This is a genomic window from Dysgonomonas sp. Shenzhen-Wh21, from assembly GCF_043392705.1.
Taxonomy (GTDB): Bacteria; Bacteroidota; Bacteroidia; order Bacteroidales; family Dysgonomonadaceae; genus Dysgonomonas.
This window is the reverse complement of the sequence record NZ_JAIXHZ010000187.1, coordinates 1-17,402: the sequence shown is the minus strand read 5'-3', so window position 1 is coordinate 17,402 and position 17,402 is coordinate 1. Positions and strand designations below refer to the sequence as shown.

Sequence of the window (17,402 nt, the reverse complement as noted above, 5' to 3'; positions counted from 1 at the left end):
ACAAAGGGATTGTTTTAAAAGCAATTTATATTTTCTAGTTGTCATATCGAACGAAGTGAATTGAAAAATCTTCGTTACACTCAGAATGAAAAAAGTGAGGAACTTTTGATAAGAATGCTATTACTTTTAAAAACAATCCCTAGTTATATGTTTAGATATACATATTTACAATAGCCTCATAAAGCTCTTGCTTACCGCTTATTTGCTTAGGTTCGCCTACTTTATGTGCAATTGTGCGTAGATCTTCAAGAGTTAACTTGCCATCTTCAAAAGCTTTACCGTCTCCACCATCGAATGAAGCATAACGCTCTTTACGTAATTTGTTGTAATCTGAGCTTTGAAGAATATCAGCAGCAACCAATAAGCCACGTGCAAATACATCCATACCCGAGATATGAGCAATAAACAAATCGTCCATATCTGTAGAATTACGACGTATCTTAGCATCGAAGTTTACACCACCATTTCCTAACCCGCCATAAGGTAACAATACCAACCATGCATGAGCAAAATCATAGATATCGAGAGGGAACTGGTCTGTATCCCAACCATTCTGATAATCTCCGCGGTTAGCATCGATACTACCCAATAGACCCGCATCTGCAGCAGCCTGCAATTCGTGTTCGAATGTGTGACCTGCAAGAGTAGCGTGGTTAACCTCAATATTCACTTTGAAATCTTTGTCTAAACCATAGTGACGAAGGAAGCCGATAACAGTTTCTGTATCGAAGTCATATTGATGTTTAGTAGGTTCCATTGGTTTAGGTTCAATTAGGAATGTACCTTTGAATCCTTGTTTGCGAGCATAGTCACGAGCCATTGTCAACATTTGAGCCAAGTGATCTTTTTCACGCTTCATGTCGGTATTCAACAAGCTCATATAACCTTCACGACCTCCCCAGAACACGTAGTTAGACCCGCCAAGAGCGATAGTAGCATCAATAGCATTCTTTATTTGAGTTCCCGCACTTGCAACTACATTAAAATCAGGGTTTGTTGCAGCACCATTCATATAACGTTCGTGGCTGAAAACATTTGCTGTACCCCAAAGAAGTTTTACTCCCGAAGCTGCTTGTTTTTCTTTTGCATAGTCTACTATTGTATGCAAGTTCTTTTCATATTCTGTCCAAGAATTACCTGCATCTACCAAGTCTACATCATGGAAGCAATAATAGTTGATTCCCATTTTGGTCATGAATTCGAAAGCTGCATCCATTTTGTATTTTGCACGGCTGATAGCATCGTCTCCTATATTCCATGGGTGATGAATAGTTGCTCCACCAAATGGATCGCCACCATTAGCACATAGTGTATGCCAATATGCCATTGCAAAACGAGTCCAATCTTTCATTGTTTTTCCCATTACCACTTTGTTTTCGTCATAAAAACGGAATGCTAACGGATTTTTACTTTCTTTTCCTTCAAATTTGATTTTTCCGATACCCGGAAAAAATTCTTTTGTTCCTTTTAAAATTTCCATGATTATAGTTTTTATTTTAAATGATTAATAATTTATTTTTTAGTTACCAGATTTCTCCATTGTTGATATGCCTCTCTATATTGATCTCTCTTATCTTTCTCAGGTTCTATGACTGCTAATTTTTCGAGAGAAGCAAAAGCTTCCTGAGGTGTAGCATAAAGCCCTATACCAATACCCGCTCCTTTAGCAGCTCCGGCAGCACCATCTGTATTATACAGCTCGATAGTCACCTCACTTACACTGGCTAGTGTTTGCGAGAAAATCGGGCTTAGGAACATGTTCGCATATCCGGCTTTCACTGTAGAAATATTCATACCCATCTCGCGCATAATTTCCATACCATATTCGTAAGAGAACACGATACCTTCTTGTGCTGCGCGAAGAATATCTTTCTTGTCATGGATGTTAAAATTGATTCCATGTATCGAGCAATTAACATCCTTATTTTCCAATACACGCTCGGCTCCATTTCCAAAAGGAATAATACTAATACCTTTCGCTCCAATAGGTGATTGAGCAGCCAGAGCGTTCATATCGCTGTACGATAAGCCTTCAAGAGCCAAATTTCGTTTCAGCCATGAGTTAAGAATACCTGTTCCGTTGATACAAAGCAGCACTCCAAGTCTGATTTGTTCCGGCGTATAATTAACATGCGCAAAAGTATTTACACGCGATAGTTTATCGTAGTTCAGCTGATCCAACACTCCATATACAACACCCGATGTTCCGGCGGTAGAAGCTATTTCGCCCGGCTCAAACACATTGAGAGAAAGAGCATTGTTAGGCTGATCGCCTGCCCGATAAGAAACCGGGATACCTTCTTTCAATCCAAGTTCTTTGGCTGCCGAAGATGAAACATAGCCTTGTATACCAAAAATAGGTTTTATCTCAGGGAAAAAACTCTTCGGTATTCCATAGTGATTCAGTACTTCTTCAGATAACGTATTTGTCTTAAAATCCCAGAAGATACCTTCTGACATTCCCTCGATAGTAACAACGATATCATTTGTTAATTTCATCCCGATATAATCACCGGGTAGCATCAGTTTATCTATTTTTTCATAGATATGAGGTTCATTTTCTTTTACCCATGCTAGTTTAGATGCAGTAAAATTACCCGGAGAGTTGAGCAAATGACTCAGACATTTTTCCTCACCGATGGCTTTAAATGCCTTTTCGCCATAAGGTACAGCACGGCTGTCGCACCATATTATAGAGGGACGGAGTACATTTTTATCTTTATCTACGAGCACCAACCCATGCATTTGCCAGGTAATACCGATAGCTTGTATATCTTCTCCTTTTGCTCCCGACTTTTGCATCACAGATTGATGTGCAAGTTTCAGGTTTGCCCACCAGTCGGCAGGGTCTTGTTCTGCCCATCCCGATTTTACAGCTGTAATTTTCATTTCCTCTTTCGGAAAAAAGTCTGAAGCAACAATTTTACCTGTGCTGGCATTTACCAGACAAGCTTTTACCGAAGAGCTACCAATATCATATCCTAATAAATACATGATAGATGAGTGTTTTTATGTTTTTTAAATCGATTATATACTTGTTTTCAACTTATTATAAGCCTTTTTGTCAAATTTATAATAACGGGCTGCACGATGAGACACATCTTTTTGTTTCTCCTCCAAAGGAATAACATAACTCATAGCTGCTACCTTCTTATGGAAATTGCGTATATCAATTTTCTTATTATATATTGCTTCATACAGTTTATGCAACTGACTTATCGTAAACTTCTGAGGTAAGAGCTCGAAAACTATAACAGGATTGTATTCTATCCATCGGCAGATCTCTACGAGTGATTCTTTCACAATCTGATTATGATCAAATGGCATTTGTGGTATTTTATCAATCGGACACCATTCTGTTTGCTTGTATTTCGAAACATTATTCAATTTCCGATCCACCTTACAAAGAGATAAATACGCAACAGTAATCAGGCGATTGATATTTGGCTGATAAGCTGTGTCGAGCCACTTTCTGTCATCCGGGTTATTGGATCTGCCCGGTGAAGCAAAACAACGAAATTGCTTTAACGACATCCTCTTTATCCCTGTAAGCTCAAATAAAACACGATTTGCAGCGTCATCCACATCTTCTTGGTCATATATAAGGCTTCCGGGAAGTTTCAGGTCTTTTTTCCTTCTTTTATCAGTGTTACGCTGTACCAATAATATATTCAACTTGTCGTTCTCGAATCCGAACACAACGCAATCGACAGAGACATAAGTGTGAATGAAGTTTATTTTCATGGTAATCCGGCTATAAAACTTATTGTACTAAGTACAAATATATAACTTCATTTTAAAACACAGCAACAATGCTACACTAATTTTTAGTTAAAGATTTGCATTACAATCAATTACATATCATACATAATACAATAAGAAGAAGGTAGATATTGTAATTTACACATTAATAAACACCTATTAATAAATACGTTACACGAAAATAAATTAACATATAAGCCCGAAAGCCTATATGTTAATTCCCACAATAAGATGTTTAAATAAAAAAGTATATTATTTGCTATTTATTTCTATAGAAGCTTGCTTCAAATTAGAAGAGGTTGCTTTTAAAATTATCTTCCCTGCCTTTTTATGAGATTGCACAACAGCCAAAGCTTTTCCACTAAACAATTTTCTTGAAGGCTTTTTCAAAGAATTCGGATCAGTAGGATCTCCATTATCAGTTCCGGCTATAAAACCATCTCCTTCTATCGTAAAGTTTATAAGATTATCAGCTACAGGAACAGGGTTGCCCTCTGCCTCCAAAGCCTCAACCGTAATAAATGACAAATCTTTCCCATCGGCTTTGATTGTCTGCCTATCTGCTGTAAGCCTTATGGAAATAGGATCACCTGTTGTTTTAACTTCCCTTGTCAGCACCTCTTTTCCATCTTTATAAGAAACAGCTTTCAGAGTTCCTTTTTGGAAAGGAACACGCCAAAACACATGATATACATCTTTTTCTTTGGCTTTCTTGCCTAGAGACAAACCGTTCAAAAACAATTCTACCTCATCAGCATTATTGAAATATGCCCATATATCTACAGTTTGCCCCTCTTTCCAATTCCAATGCGGAAAGATGTGAAGAACATCCTTATTTGTCCATTCACTCTGATACATATAATATATGTCTTTAGGAAATCCAGCAAGGTCAATTACTCCGAAATAGGAACTGCGAGATGGCCACCAGAATGGAGTAGGCTCACCCAAATAGTCGAAACCTGTCCACAGATAGACACCCGAAATATGATCATAATTTTTCACGAGTCTCCATGTATCTTCGTGAGTGCTACCCCAAGGTACATGACAATTATCATATGATGAACAATGATGCACAGGACGGTCGAAAGGCTTATCCCATCTCTCGGGCCAAATGTTCATACTATCGGAAGGCATTTCGTAATATCCACGAGACATTAGACCTGATGTAGACTCTGTAATAATCAGCTTTTGATTCGGAAATTTCTCATGAAAATTCACCCAATTATTTTCATGATAATTGAAACCGATAATATCCATCGCACCCGATCGGAAGATATGATTGGATGGCTCTGTTTCATTATTTCCTGTTGTAATCGGTCGTGTAGGATCAAGCTTTTTGGCAATATCAGCCAGCTTTATAGTCAAAAGAGAATTTACGTGAAGCTCTTTTGCGTCAATATCTTTTTTGTTTAATGTATTGGCAAAATTTAAGACCATATTAGCCTGTTGCAAATCTAATGTATCGGCATTTATATCTGACCATTGTTCAAGAATTTCATTTCCTATACTCCACATGAAGATAGAAGGATGATTGCGATCACGAAGAATAAGATCGGTCAAATCCCGTTCGTGCCATTCAGGGAAATATTGGGAATAATCGTACGGTGATTTCTTCTTTCGCCACATATCGAAAGCCTCATCCATAACGATGAATCCCATTTTGTCGCACAAGTCAAGCAATTCTGGGGCAGGTGGATTATGAGAGGTACGAATACCATTGCATCCCATCTCTTTCAGAATTTCGAGCTGGCGTTCAATAGCCCTGGTATTAACGGCTGCACCTAAGAATCCTAAATCGTGGTGATTACACACCCCTTTTATCTTTACAGATTCGCCATTCAGAAAGAATCCTTTATTCGGATCGAAAGAAAAATAGCGAATACCTAACGGAGTTTCATACTCGTCTACAACCTTCCCATTTTGTTCTATACGGGTTACTATCTTATACAGATATGGATTGTCTATCGACCATAAGATTGGATTTGAGACTTTCAAACTTTGCCCCATAGAGACATTCTCTGCGGCACCAACACTTTCTGAATTATTTATTCTAGCAATCTCTTTACCTTCTTTATCTATTAGGATAGAATACAATTCGAATCTTTGACCAGAATTTGATGAGTTTTTTATATTCGTTTGGACTTTAATTTCGGCATTATCTTTCGTTACTATAGGTGTAGTTACATAAGTACCCCAAAGGTCAACATGTAAAGCATTTGTAGTTACTAACCATACATTGCGATAGATACCCGAACCGGAATACCACCGTGAATTGGGTTGTTTCGAGTTGTCTACACGAACAGCAATAACATTCTTTTCTCCGACTTTAATATACGGAGTCAAGTCGTAACGAAACGAAATATATCCATTGGGACGCTCTCCCAAAAGATGTCCGTTTATCCACACTTTACTGTTCCTGTATATACCATCAAAATCGATATATACATTCTTTTCTTCACAGGATTTATCTACCACAAAGTCTTTGCGATACCAACCTATACCACCCGGTAATGCTCCACCTCCGGGAGTAGCCGGATTCTTGAGCGAGAAATCTGCTTCTATACTCCAGTCGTGAGGAAGATCAAGAATTCTCCACTTTGCATCATCATATTGAGCATTATATGCTGTAGAATCATCTCCCAAATAGAATTTCCAACCTTCGGTAAAGTCTACATTTTCTCTTACTTTCTTTGACGAAGAACACGAAAAGAGAACTGTACAAATAAAAAGAAATAGATAATGTTTTTTCATGTCTGATATTATAATCCTTAAATTTAGAAATAAAGGTCGGAAGATACATATCCGACCTCTATCAATTTCAACCTTAAAAAACCCATAAAAACCAATAAAGATTTCACAATCTTTTTCTATACTTTATTTCCCTGCGCTAATAATAGCATTAATAGCATCTGTATGTACTTGCTCTCCGGTAGTTCTATTGAACAGACCAGATGCTTTATCACCCGTAGGACCATTATCCCAATAAACAGGAATCAGTCCATTCTGAACTGCCACTTTAGTTATATAATTCAGATAGTAATTACGAGCCTTTACATGATTTGCATAATCGGCAGTACTCAACGATGCTCTTAATGTTGCAGCATATTCACCTAAGATTACAGGGATTCCCTTATCTACAAAATTTGTTTTAATTTTTCCAAATTGCGTATCAGCCCAATCTTCTTGTCCCCATGTGGAGACTCCGGCACCTGAAAAATCTTTACCCCAGAGGAAAATTATATTTTCTTCAGCTAATGTAAAATCGTAAGGGTCATAGTAATGAACTTCCGCCATGATACGATTGGCTGTAGGATCTGTAGGCATTTTCATATAGTTTACTGCATAGTCTATATTCGTATTGTATGACTGAACGATAAGGTTACGCCAAGTATTTTTTCCTCCGGTAGACCGCACTGCATTAATAAATGTTTGGTTGTATGACTGCTGTACTTCTATATTTTCTGCCGATGGTGTATTATAATTGGCATGAACTTCGTTTGTCCCTGCAAAAAGGAGGTGTTCGTCATAATCACGGAAATAAACAGCAATTTGTTCCCACAATGCCTTTTGCTTTTTATTTACTTCGACCTGTTTGTCGTAGGTTGGATTTTCTTCAAGCCAGCCACCATCCCAATGGATATTAATTATTGCATACATATTGTTATCAATACAATAGTCTACAACTTCTTTCACACGGGCAAGTCTTGCATCCGATATTTTATATGTAGCCTGATCTTCGATATATGCATTCCACGCACATGGTATACGCACGGTATTAAATCCGGCTGCTTTTACTCCATCTATCAAAGATTTAGACGCCTTTGGGTTGCCCCATGTTGTTTCTCCGGCAGTAGTTCCATCTGTCGCTTCGAGCGTATTGCCTAAATTCCACCCAAGTCCCATTTTTGCAGCAAGAGCCGGAGCGTCGTTATTCATTCCTGTCTTATCAGCCACAATATTCAGACTTGTTGCTGCTTGAGCAATTGTAACTGTTTCTGACAAATTACCGACTTTGAATACTATAGTACCTTCTCTTTCAAAAATATTCTTGTTAGGAGCAATAACAAAAACTTCGGAAACGTCCGAAACTACTTTCGTTGAGGATTTTGTAATCCAATCTCCATTTATTACTATTTCGTGAGAGTCTGATGTTTGTAGCTCGACAGTTATATTTTCTCCTTCTGATTTTACATCATATATATTCTTCTTTACAACAAGTAGATTTGTCAGAGCCTGTGTAACGGCTACTTCTTTTTTTATATTCCCCGCAGTTATTGTCAGGGTCGCATTACGAATATCTGTTGTGGTATTAGCCTGAGCTGATACTGTGAGTTTTATAGTGCCTGTTCCTTCTCCGGATGCAGGCGAAACAGTACACCAAGACTCAGAACTAGCTACAGTCCATTTCTGGTTTGTCTTTATATGTATGGCATTATCTCCACCATCTTTTGTGAAAGCTAAGTTATCTGTTGAAACAATTAACTCCGGATCGGGTTTATCTTCGTCGCCGGAACAAGAAATGGAGAAAAATGTCAAGCAAACGCAGATAAGTGTATAAAGCAAAAACTTATATTTTTTCATTCTATGTTGATATAATATGAAAGGGTTTTTAACAAAACCCTTTCATTGGTTACTATCCTTAAATCACAGAGACTAGTTAATCAGCTGGTATATAATTATACACAAATAGCCATCGACTCTCGCCTGATAAAGCGGGATCTCTTATCACACTTAAACGTAAGTAATCTGCCCCAACAGACTGAATACGACTATCACTCCAATCAGCAACAGCAAATGTAAAATTATCTGCATGCAACATTGGTACATTCAATTTCAGACTATAATTATCATGATTATAGACCCAGGTTCCCGAAAGATTATTTGTCTGATCGAAAGCACCATCTTTAACTGTTTTCTGTATGATATTCACTGTACCATCCATATTAAACTTCATAGAACCATGATCGCCATCTATCATTACCCATGAATTATCTGAAAGGCCTGGTGTCCATGCCCCTGTCAATGCAGGAAAGGTAATTGGGTCGGCATATGTGAGAGGACCTCCAAACTTAGTACCCTTCACATCTATTTTCCAAGTATGCGCACAAAGCATTTTCTTAACAGCTACACTTTCATCGTCACCTGACGCAGACAGCTCAAAATGATAAACCATATATTCACTCTTGGAAGCATCGCGTTTACCCAACCATATACCAGACAAATCACCAAATGTATTGATTTCTGTTCTGATAATTCGCAGAGCTTTATCCCCTGTTGTAGATAACATCTGTGACCCAGATATAGCAAAGCTAATGTCCTTATCGAAGATGATATTATTGTTAGCATCAGTCTTATATGTACCTTTCAGTTCTTTAGCAGCACCATCCGTAAGTATATAGCTTCCGGTTTTCTCTCCTGTTTTTGTCATCGACAAAGAAATATTATCAATCATACTCTTATTGTATGGATAACCTGCAACAGAATAGTCAGCCGGCGAACTCCAATTGTTCAAGAAAGTCCCATCCAGACCAGTCCAGTTATATGGAGTATTAACAGACAACTTCCATTTCTTTGTAAATGTTGATGTTAAATCATCATTTGCATTTCCGTTATATGGAGGTTCTGGGTCTCCTGCGACCCAATTATCTTTATATTCCTTAGAAATATAGTTGAAACATGTACCCGACGGAACAAGCATGATCTGCATAAAGTCTTCCGACAAATATAATATTCTGAATTCGGTAGCTGCCAGTACTTCTCCATTTCTGCTTGTTACATTTACAGGATAAGCATCGGTAAAGGCAATAGTGTGTTCATCTACATTAACCATATACGAACCATTGTAAGATCCTAAGCCATAAGCCTGTTGATCTACCTTAATATTTGCACCGCCAATCAGGTCGAATGTCATTGTTCCAAAGTCAGCAGCATCACACATCCATTTATTACCCGGCCAGTCTGCAAGCCAATACCATAAAGCATTACCATCGTCTCCGGCAAGAGGAGTGATAGCTTTTTTCCAATCCCATGCATCTGCATCAAGATAATTATCTCCTGAAGCTGTATGAAGGGCATCCCAGTTATATGTACCTGTGAAGAAATACATAGGAGCTAAGAAATGACGACTAACGCCTTCGGCATCAAGGTCTAGGTACCATGTTTTGGATTTACCTACTCCTCCCGAGATCATAGTCCACACATCGTCATTTACAAAGTCTGCATAAAAATCATCAACCGTAAAAGTAACAGGTTCTCCATATACAATTCCTCCAGGTGTTTCTACCCCGAATGTTACATTGTAAGTACCTGGGAAAGGCATTTTCAACGTCACTTTTTGTTTCTGGCTACGTCCCTGAGGATGATTCCATAGTGGAGTATAACCATTTCCCATCAAACTTGTCAGATAAATAATATTGGGGTTTGAAGCATCGTGTTCAATCTTGAAAGCTATACCTTCAACCAAATCTTCTGCTTTTACATTCTTACTTCCTAAACTATAATCATCAGGAGAGCAAGAAACAAACATCATCGCAAAAAGAGCGAATAATGTAAATATATTAATCAGTTTCTTCATAATTATTAGTTTTTGTTTGTTACCAACCTGCATTTTGAGTAAGAACATTCTTAGATAATGTAATCTGAGTATTCGGTATCTGCATGAAACCTCTTGTTTTCTTAATATTCTCAGCAGTGATTACAACTTCATCTTCTGCATTGCCACTCAATACTTTTTGTGACTGAGCAATAGTAGAAGCAGCAACATCAAGCCCCTGACGAAGCAAGTCCCAATAGCGAAGACCTTCGAATGCAAATTCGAAACGACGCTCTTCCATAATATTAGCTTGGGAGACTGTCTTAGTTGTAAGTCCTGCACGCTTACGCACTTGGTCATAATAATTTTGTGCATTATTTGACCCCAATTCGGCAGCCATTAACAGTACATCCGCATAGCGTATAATAATATAATCCTGATCTTGAGAAATCTGAAAGTCATTATCACCTCCGGTATCAGAAGTACCATCAGGCAAAGCTGTTGGTGTATATTTCTTATTTGAATATCCGGTATACTCGCGTTGGTCTTTCTTATCATACTTAGCTTCAATTCCTTCTTTAGCTATGTCAATTATTGATGCTGTCTTTCTTTGGTCGTTAGCAGCAAAAGCATTCACTAATTTAGGATTTACAGTACACGCTCCCCAGCCTTTACCATAAGGCGACCAGTTTGTATTACGCATTCCCAACATAACCAACCAACGGTTTCCATCTACCATTCCGTTATAGTCGGATGTATTATTGAATTTTTCTGCAAAAATCACTTCTACATTTCCTGCTCCTGCATACCCCGATTTATCTAATTTATTATCGTCAGCATTCGGTATATAGCTTGCTGCAGGCCACATTTCTTTATATGTAGGCAATAGATCAAACTCACCACTATCCACGATATCTTCTAACCCGGCTAATACCTCAGCCTTGGTTACCCCCAAATCATCTTTAGCATAATAACCTGTATAGAATAAATATACACGAGCCAATAAAGCTTTTGCAGCAAAACTGGTTACACGACCGTCATTCTCACTAGCTTTAGCTTTAGGGTAAGCATCGGCAGGAATATTAGCTGCAGCAAATTTCAAATCTTCAACGATCAACTTGTATGTATCAGTAGGATCAGCCTGAGGTACATTATCGGTTGTTGGTGCAGTAAGAAGAGGAACACGTTCAAACAAACGAACAAGATCGAAATACAAAAGGGCTCTAATGAAGCGAGCTTCGCCTGCTATACGGTTTACGGTTGCAGCCTGATCGCTCCAGTCTGAGGCCTCCATCTTAGTCAATAACGTATTGCAACGAAAGATGCCTGCGTAATAACTTATCCAAGTCTGGTTAAATATATTATTATCAGAAGGCGATTGTGTAATATCGAAGCGGTCTAAAGCCTGATAAGCACGTCCGTCAGTATTACCGGTTCCGCCAAAACAATTATCAGATAGAAGTTCTGAGGTGACATAATGCGCAACCCCTCCATCAGAAGTAGTACGCTGGTATCCGTCATAGCAACCGATCAAGGCCATTTCCATATCTGCGACAGTCTTATAAAAACTACCATCGGTCAGATTTGTTTTAGATTCTGTATCAAGATAACTATCAGAACAGGAGAATAGTCCCATACTTACAGCTACTGCTACTAATATATGTTTAAACTTATTCATAGTTTATATCTCGTTTAATGGTTAAAATTTAAGGTTCACACCGAATAAATAAGTCCTCGGGCGAGGATAATAACCTAAGTCTATTCCTGACACCCAGCCTGATGTACCATAACCGATCTCCGGATCCATTCCATCATATTTAGTAAATGTGAATGCATTTTGCACTGATGCATACAGACGACACTGGCTGATACATTTCAGGTTGATTAGTTTCGCAAAATCATAACCAATACTTATATTGCTTATACGTAAGAAATCACCATCTTGCAGATATAAATCAGAGAATTGCCAGTTTATATTTGTCTCTGTTACACGGGGTATTTTGTTTGATGTGCCTTCACCTGTCCAACGATTAAGGATTGCAGTTGTATAGTTGGCCTGTTTATTGGTATGATTGCGGTACGATTGAACAATCTTATTGCCCATTACACCATTTGCATTCAGGTTAAAATCAAATCCTTTATATTCGAAACCGATATTAAATCCAAAAGAGAAATCAGGCATACCATTTCCTAGATCGGTTTTGTCTGTAGCGTCTATTTTTCCATTTTTATCGAGATCAACGTACTTAACATCTCCCGGTTTTACGTCAGCCTGTAGAATACCATTACCTGCAGCTTTCCAAGCCTCGATATCTTCCTCACTTTGGAATAACCCGGCAGTTTTATAACCCCAAAAATAACCAATTGCATAACCATTTTGAGCTCTGTAAAACTCCTCTGAGTTATCATAAAGCATTCCTGTCAGACCATGAATTATACCATCATCTGTTGGGATATTACCCACTTTATTCTTGTTGTAAGATCCGTTTACGCCTATATTATAGTTTACTTGGCCAATATTGTCTCTCCATGTTAAACCTAGTTCAATACCTGTATTTTTCACATCACCACCATTTATATATGGAGCTCCGGCTCCCGCAGTAGCTAATATAGGAGCTACAACCAGCCAATCTTTTGTTTTCTTTGTGTAAAAATCAGCATTGATTCCTAATCTATTTCTTAGCATATAGGCATCAAACCCAATATTGAGCTGTTCTGAAGTCTCCCACTTAACACTTTCGTTAGACAAACGGCTTGGATAAGCTCCCGCAGTGTTTGTTTTGTTTGTTCCGAAGTTATAATATGCAGCGGGATCGCTACTTGTATAACCAGTGGAAGTATTTATTGGTGCAAGATATTGATCATCATCTATATTTTGGTTACCAACTTGTCCCCAACTTAAACGAAGTTTCAGAAAATCGAGAGTTCTGCTCTCTACAATACTTTGCATAAAGTCTTCATTTGTAATCACCCACCCTGCTGAGAACGAAGGGAAGTATCCCCATCTGTTACCTTTTGCAAACTTAGATGAACCATCAGCTCGCAAAGTTGCATTGAACATGTACTTCTCTTTATAGTTGTAGCCAACACGCCCAAAATAAGACACTCGACGATAATCGTGTTCAGGTCTACCACCTACACTTCTTGTTTCTACAATATTGCCATCACTATCCAAATGGGCCTGTCCTGTTGTATTATCTAAGTATGCATGTGAGAAATCATTGAACTGAGATAATAGATTCCAGTTAGATCCGGAAAGGAATGTTCCCTGATAACGTGTAGCCTCCATACCTACTAAAGCATTGATGGCATGATCATCGGCCAAGGTAAAATCATAACCTGCGGTATTAGTCCAAGTTAGCGTATGACCTTTACTCATATTCTGTAATGTAGTCGTATGATCTTTATTATAAGTATATACAGAGAACTGATAGAATGGCTCGAAGCTACGATATTCGGATGCGTAATAATTAATACCGAATACTGATTTTAGCTTAAGGTTTTTTATTGGCTCTAATTCTGCATATATATCAGCCATCAATCTTTGAGAATCATTCTTATTGTTGGAGTTAGTCATCATTAAACCGTATGGATTACCATCACCATTATACCATGGCGAGTTGCTCGTATCATTATACGGACTGTCATAGATATTATTATCGCTATATACAGGCGACAAAGGAGATGTAGTAAATGCTCCACGCAAAGTATTATTATATTGGTTTCCAACACTTATACCTCTATTCTTGATATAGTTAAAGTTTAGATGTTGTCCTACCTTCAACACCTCCTTATACAACTTGTGCTCTGTATTGATACGGAAACCATAACGCTCATAATTAGAGACATCCTTACCTCCAACGATACCTTCCTGAGATGTATAGTTCAATGAGAGTGCATAGACAGAAGCCTCTGAACCACCATTCACATTCAACGAATAGTTTTCAGTTTTAGCATCATCTTTAAACATTTGGTTAATCCAGTTTGTATTGGCAAGAGTACCCATCGAATCAAAGTCAAACAAAGCCGATCCCGAATTTAATGCTTGCTCATTCATTATTGCCATATATTCATTGGCGTTGAGCATTTTGGCTTTACGTGCAACATTCTGCACCCCATAATATGCATCAAAAGAAACTTGTCCTTTTCCTTTCGATCCTTGTTTTGTAGTTACTAAAATAACACCATTTGCAGCCTGAGCTCCATATATGGCAGCAGATGCAGCATCTTTCAAAACATCGATAGATTGAATATCTGCGGCATTCAACACACTGATATCTCCTTCAATTCCATCGATAATATAAAGCGGCCCTGAATTTCCTACTGTACCAAGTCCACGTATAGTAACTTTCATATCTGCACCCGGTTGTCCGGACGTAGAGGAAATCTGTACTCCCGGAGCTTGCCCCTGAAGAGCCTGAAGAGGATTGGTAGTGTTTAATTTAGCTACCTCATCGCCTTTTACTTGTAACGTAGCACCTGTATTCAGCTTTTTCTTCTGAACACCATAACCTATGGCTACAACTTCATTCAACACATTTGCTTCTTCTTTCAACTCTACGTTGAATACTGTTTGTTGCCCAACTGCAAACGTTTTAGAAGTGAATCCAATATAGGACACTTCGATCGTCGCATTTTCTTTCACACTTAAGGTAAACTTTCCGTCAACATCTGTCAGGGTACCATTTGTTGTACCTTTTTCTACAACAGAGGCTCCAATAAGAGGTTCGCCCTCTGAAGTGACGGTTCCCGATATTCCACGTACAGACTGTGCATAAAGCCCAGCAACTGAGAGTAAGCTGATAATAAGCATCAGATATACCCTCCGCAAACAAATGCAACTTGTTTGCCGAAAAAATCTAGTCATTTTCTCATTCATGGTTTTTTAATAGTATTAGTGAATCTGAACTAAAAGTGATTTATGTAATAACAATAATTCTGCTTTATTCTGCCCTTTTTACAGAGAGCTTCTTTCCTGAGTATTTCACTTCAGATATTGTGTTTTTCTTTCCTTTGGTAATCCATTCTATTTTAAATATTCTATCCTTAGCCATACCTGTATATTCGCCTTTAACATCGTCGACAGTAAGCTGCTGAGAAGCGTCATCATAACTGAACTTAATAGTCGAATATGCCCCATTTTCATAGTTATAGTTCACCCCTTCGTCTTCGTATAAAGTAAACTCTCCGTTTTTACCTGTATATACTTTTATGGTGAGATCTGTTTGATTTTGTTTGGTAGTCTGAATATCATTCCCCATAGGCAAAATCGAACCTTCTTGTACAAACAGAGGCATACGCTCGTAAGGTGCAGATACTTTTACACTTTTTCCTCCGGTAACATATTCTTCTGTATCATAGTTGTACCAATTTGTACCGGCAGGGAAATATACGTCTCGGGATGTTGCTTTGTATTGGTATACCGGACAGACCATGAGGTTAGGTCCAAACATATATTGATCGCTTATATTATGAGTAGCAGCATCTTTTCCGAAATCCATTACCAAAGCACGCATAATAGTATAATCATTGAAGTATGTCATTCCGGCCAATGAATAGATGTATGGCATCATCTGGTAACGAAGCTTGGTGTAATGAACCATGCTATTATATGCAGGATGACCTTCAGGAGCAATATTGTAGATCTCACGATAAGGATATTGTCCATGACTACGGAATAGCGGACAGAATGCTCCAAACTGGAACCAACGAGCATTCAGCTCTCTCCATTCTTTCATATCTTCTGAGCCTTCTTTCGCATTTTCATAACGTTTTTCGACACAGAAACCACCGATATCCATTGTCCAATAAGGAATACCCGACATAGCAAAATTAAGTCCGGCTGAAATCTGAGCTTTCATATCTTCCCAACGAGTACCAATATCGCCACTCCATGTAGCTGTAGAATAACGTTGCAATCCGGCAAAGCCAGAACGGGTAAGCAAGAAGACACGGTTGTTAGGATTAGTAGAACGCTGACCTTCATAAATACCCTGTGCATTAACAAGAGCGTAAGCGTTAAAGTACTCAACTGATGGACCTAAAGCTGTAGGAGTCATTAGCTCTTTACGGTACTGCATACTTGCATTTGATAAAATATCCGGCTCGGAAGCATCCATCCACCAAGCATCAATACCTTTAGAGTATAGCTTTTCGTTCAACTGGTCCCAAAATAGTTTGCGAGCACCTTCACTGTAAGCATCATAAAATCCTCCAATGTAACCCGGGCTAATCCAATCGCGGATACTATCTTTCACAGCACGGTTAAACATCCATCCTTTTTCGTCAAAAGCCTTGTAATTATCTGTTGTATAATAAAACTTAGGCCATACAGAAATCATAATATGTGCATCTTTTGCATGTACGCTATCCATCATCCCTTTTGCATCTGGGAAACGCTCGGTATCAAAATCATGGCTTCCCCATGCATCCTTCGGCCAATACGACCAATCTAATATGATGTTATCTAGTGGTATATTTCTCTTGCGGTATTCATCTACAACGCCAAGCAATTCTGCCTGAGTCTTATATCTTTCGCGGCTTTGCCAGAATCCCATTGCCCATTTAGGCATAATTTGCGATTTTCCTGTAACTGTCCTATATCCTTTGATCACATCATCGGCATTGTTTCCACGAATAAAATAATAGTCGATCTGGTCGCCCATCTCTGACCAAAGAGCCAACTTGTTTTGTTGTTCCTGAGATTTCGGGCTCAAAGCTTTAAGTCCTATATATGAAATACCACCATCAGGTTTCCAATCGAGTTTTATTTTACGCTTTTCGCCGGCTTTCATATCCACTGTGAACTTATAGCTATTCGGATTCCATGCCGTACGCCATCTTTCAGGCACTATTACCTCATTATCCAATGATATAGTCGTATAACCTGCATAATAAAGTATAAAATGATATTTGCCTGTTTCCTTTGCTTCTATATCTCCTTCCCAAGTGATGCGAGAATTAAAGAACGGAAAGTCTTGAGGAAACTTTTTTACTGTTTCCAGGTTTTCGTAATCAATCTGCGATTCTGCTCTTTCTACAAAAACTTTATTTGGATCGGCATTTACCATATAAGTAGCGGTCAGCCCACCTTCTTTTCCTGTTTTGT

Annotated in this window: 9 protein-coding genes; all 9 read right to left on the bottom strand. The window is 38.4% G+C overall.

Translation table 11 applies throughout. The features are described 5' to 3' along the window. Nucleotides 1-151: 151 nt before the first annotated feature. Nucleotides 152-1,480 carry a xylose isomerase gene (xylA, locus tag LDB17_RS13205; RefSeq protein ID WP_252636648.1) on the bottom strand — a complete coding sequence of 443 codons (1,329 nt, stop codon included), beginning with the start codon at nucleotides 1,478-1,480 and terminating at the stop codon, nucleotides 152-154. Nucleotides 1,481-1,512: 32 nt separating this feature from the next. Beyond that, the gene (locus LDB17_RS13200) at nucleotides 1,513-2,994 is read right to left on the bottom strand and encodes a xylulokinase (RefSeq protein ID WP_252636649.1); all 1,482 of its coding nucleotides are present in this window, start codon (nucleotides 2,992-2,994) and stop codon (nucleotides 1,513-1,515) included. A gap of 33 nt (nucleotides 2,995-3,027) precedes the next feature. Continuing rightward, entirely contained in the window at nucleotides 3,028-3,744 is a 717-nt protein-coding gene (locus tag LDB17_RS13195; protein WP_135103868.1) for an NUDIX domain-containing protein, read from the bottom strand. Nucleotides 3,745-4,014: 270 nt separating this feature from the next. Beyond that, nucleotides 4,015-6,513, bottom strand: coding sequence for a sugar-binding domain-containing protein (locus LDB17_RS13190; RefSeq protein ID WP_289781669.1), 2,499 nt, complete (start codon nucleotides 6,511-6,513; stop codon nucleotides 4,015-4,017). Nucleotides 6,514-6,636: 123 nt separating this feature from the next. Then, a complete protein-coding gene (locus LDB17_RS13185; protein WP_252636650.1) occupies nucleotides 6,637-8,343 on the bottom strand; it encodes a cellulase family glycosylhydrolase in 1,707 nt (568 codons plus the stop codon). A 76-nt stretch (nucleotides 8,344-8,419) separates the two neighbouring features. Further along, nucleotides 8,420-10,336: a hypothetical protein gene (locus LDB17_RS13180; protein ID WP_252636651.1), complete on the bottom strand. Its 1,917-nt coding sequence runs from the start codon at nucleotides 10,334-10,336 to the stop codon at nucleotides 8,420-8,422. Between the two features lie 19 nt (nucleotides 10,337-10,355). Beyond that, on the bottom strand, nucleotides 10,356-11,972 hold the full coding sequence (locus LDB17_RS13175) for a RagB/SusD family nutrient uptake outer membrane protein (protein WP_252636652.1): 1,617 nt from the start codon (nucleotides 11,970-11,972) through the stop codon (nucleotides 10,356-10,358). Between the two features lie 21 nt (nucleotides 11,973-11,993). After that, nucleotides 11,994-15,161: a TonB-dependent receptor gene (locus LDB17_RS13170; RefSeq protein ID WP_252636653.1), complete on the bottom strand. Its 3,168-nt coding sequence runs from the start codon at nucleotides 15,159-15,161 to the stop codon at nucleotides 11,994-11,996. 76 nt (nucleotides 15,162-15,237) lie between these two features. Continuing rightward, nucleotides 15,238-17,402: TIM-barrel domain-containing protein (locus LDB17_RS13165; protein ID WP_393925070.1), on the bottom strand; the 2,165-nt coding region annotated here is incomplete at its 5' end.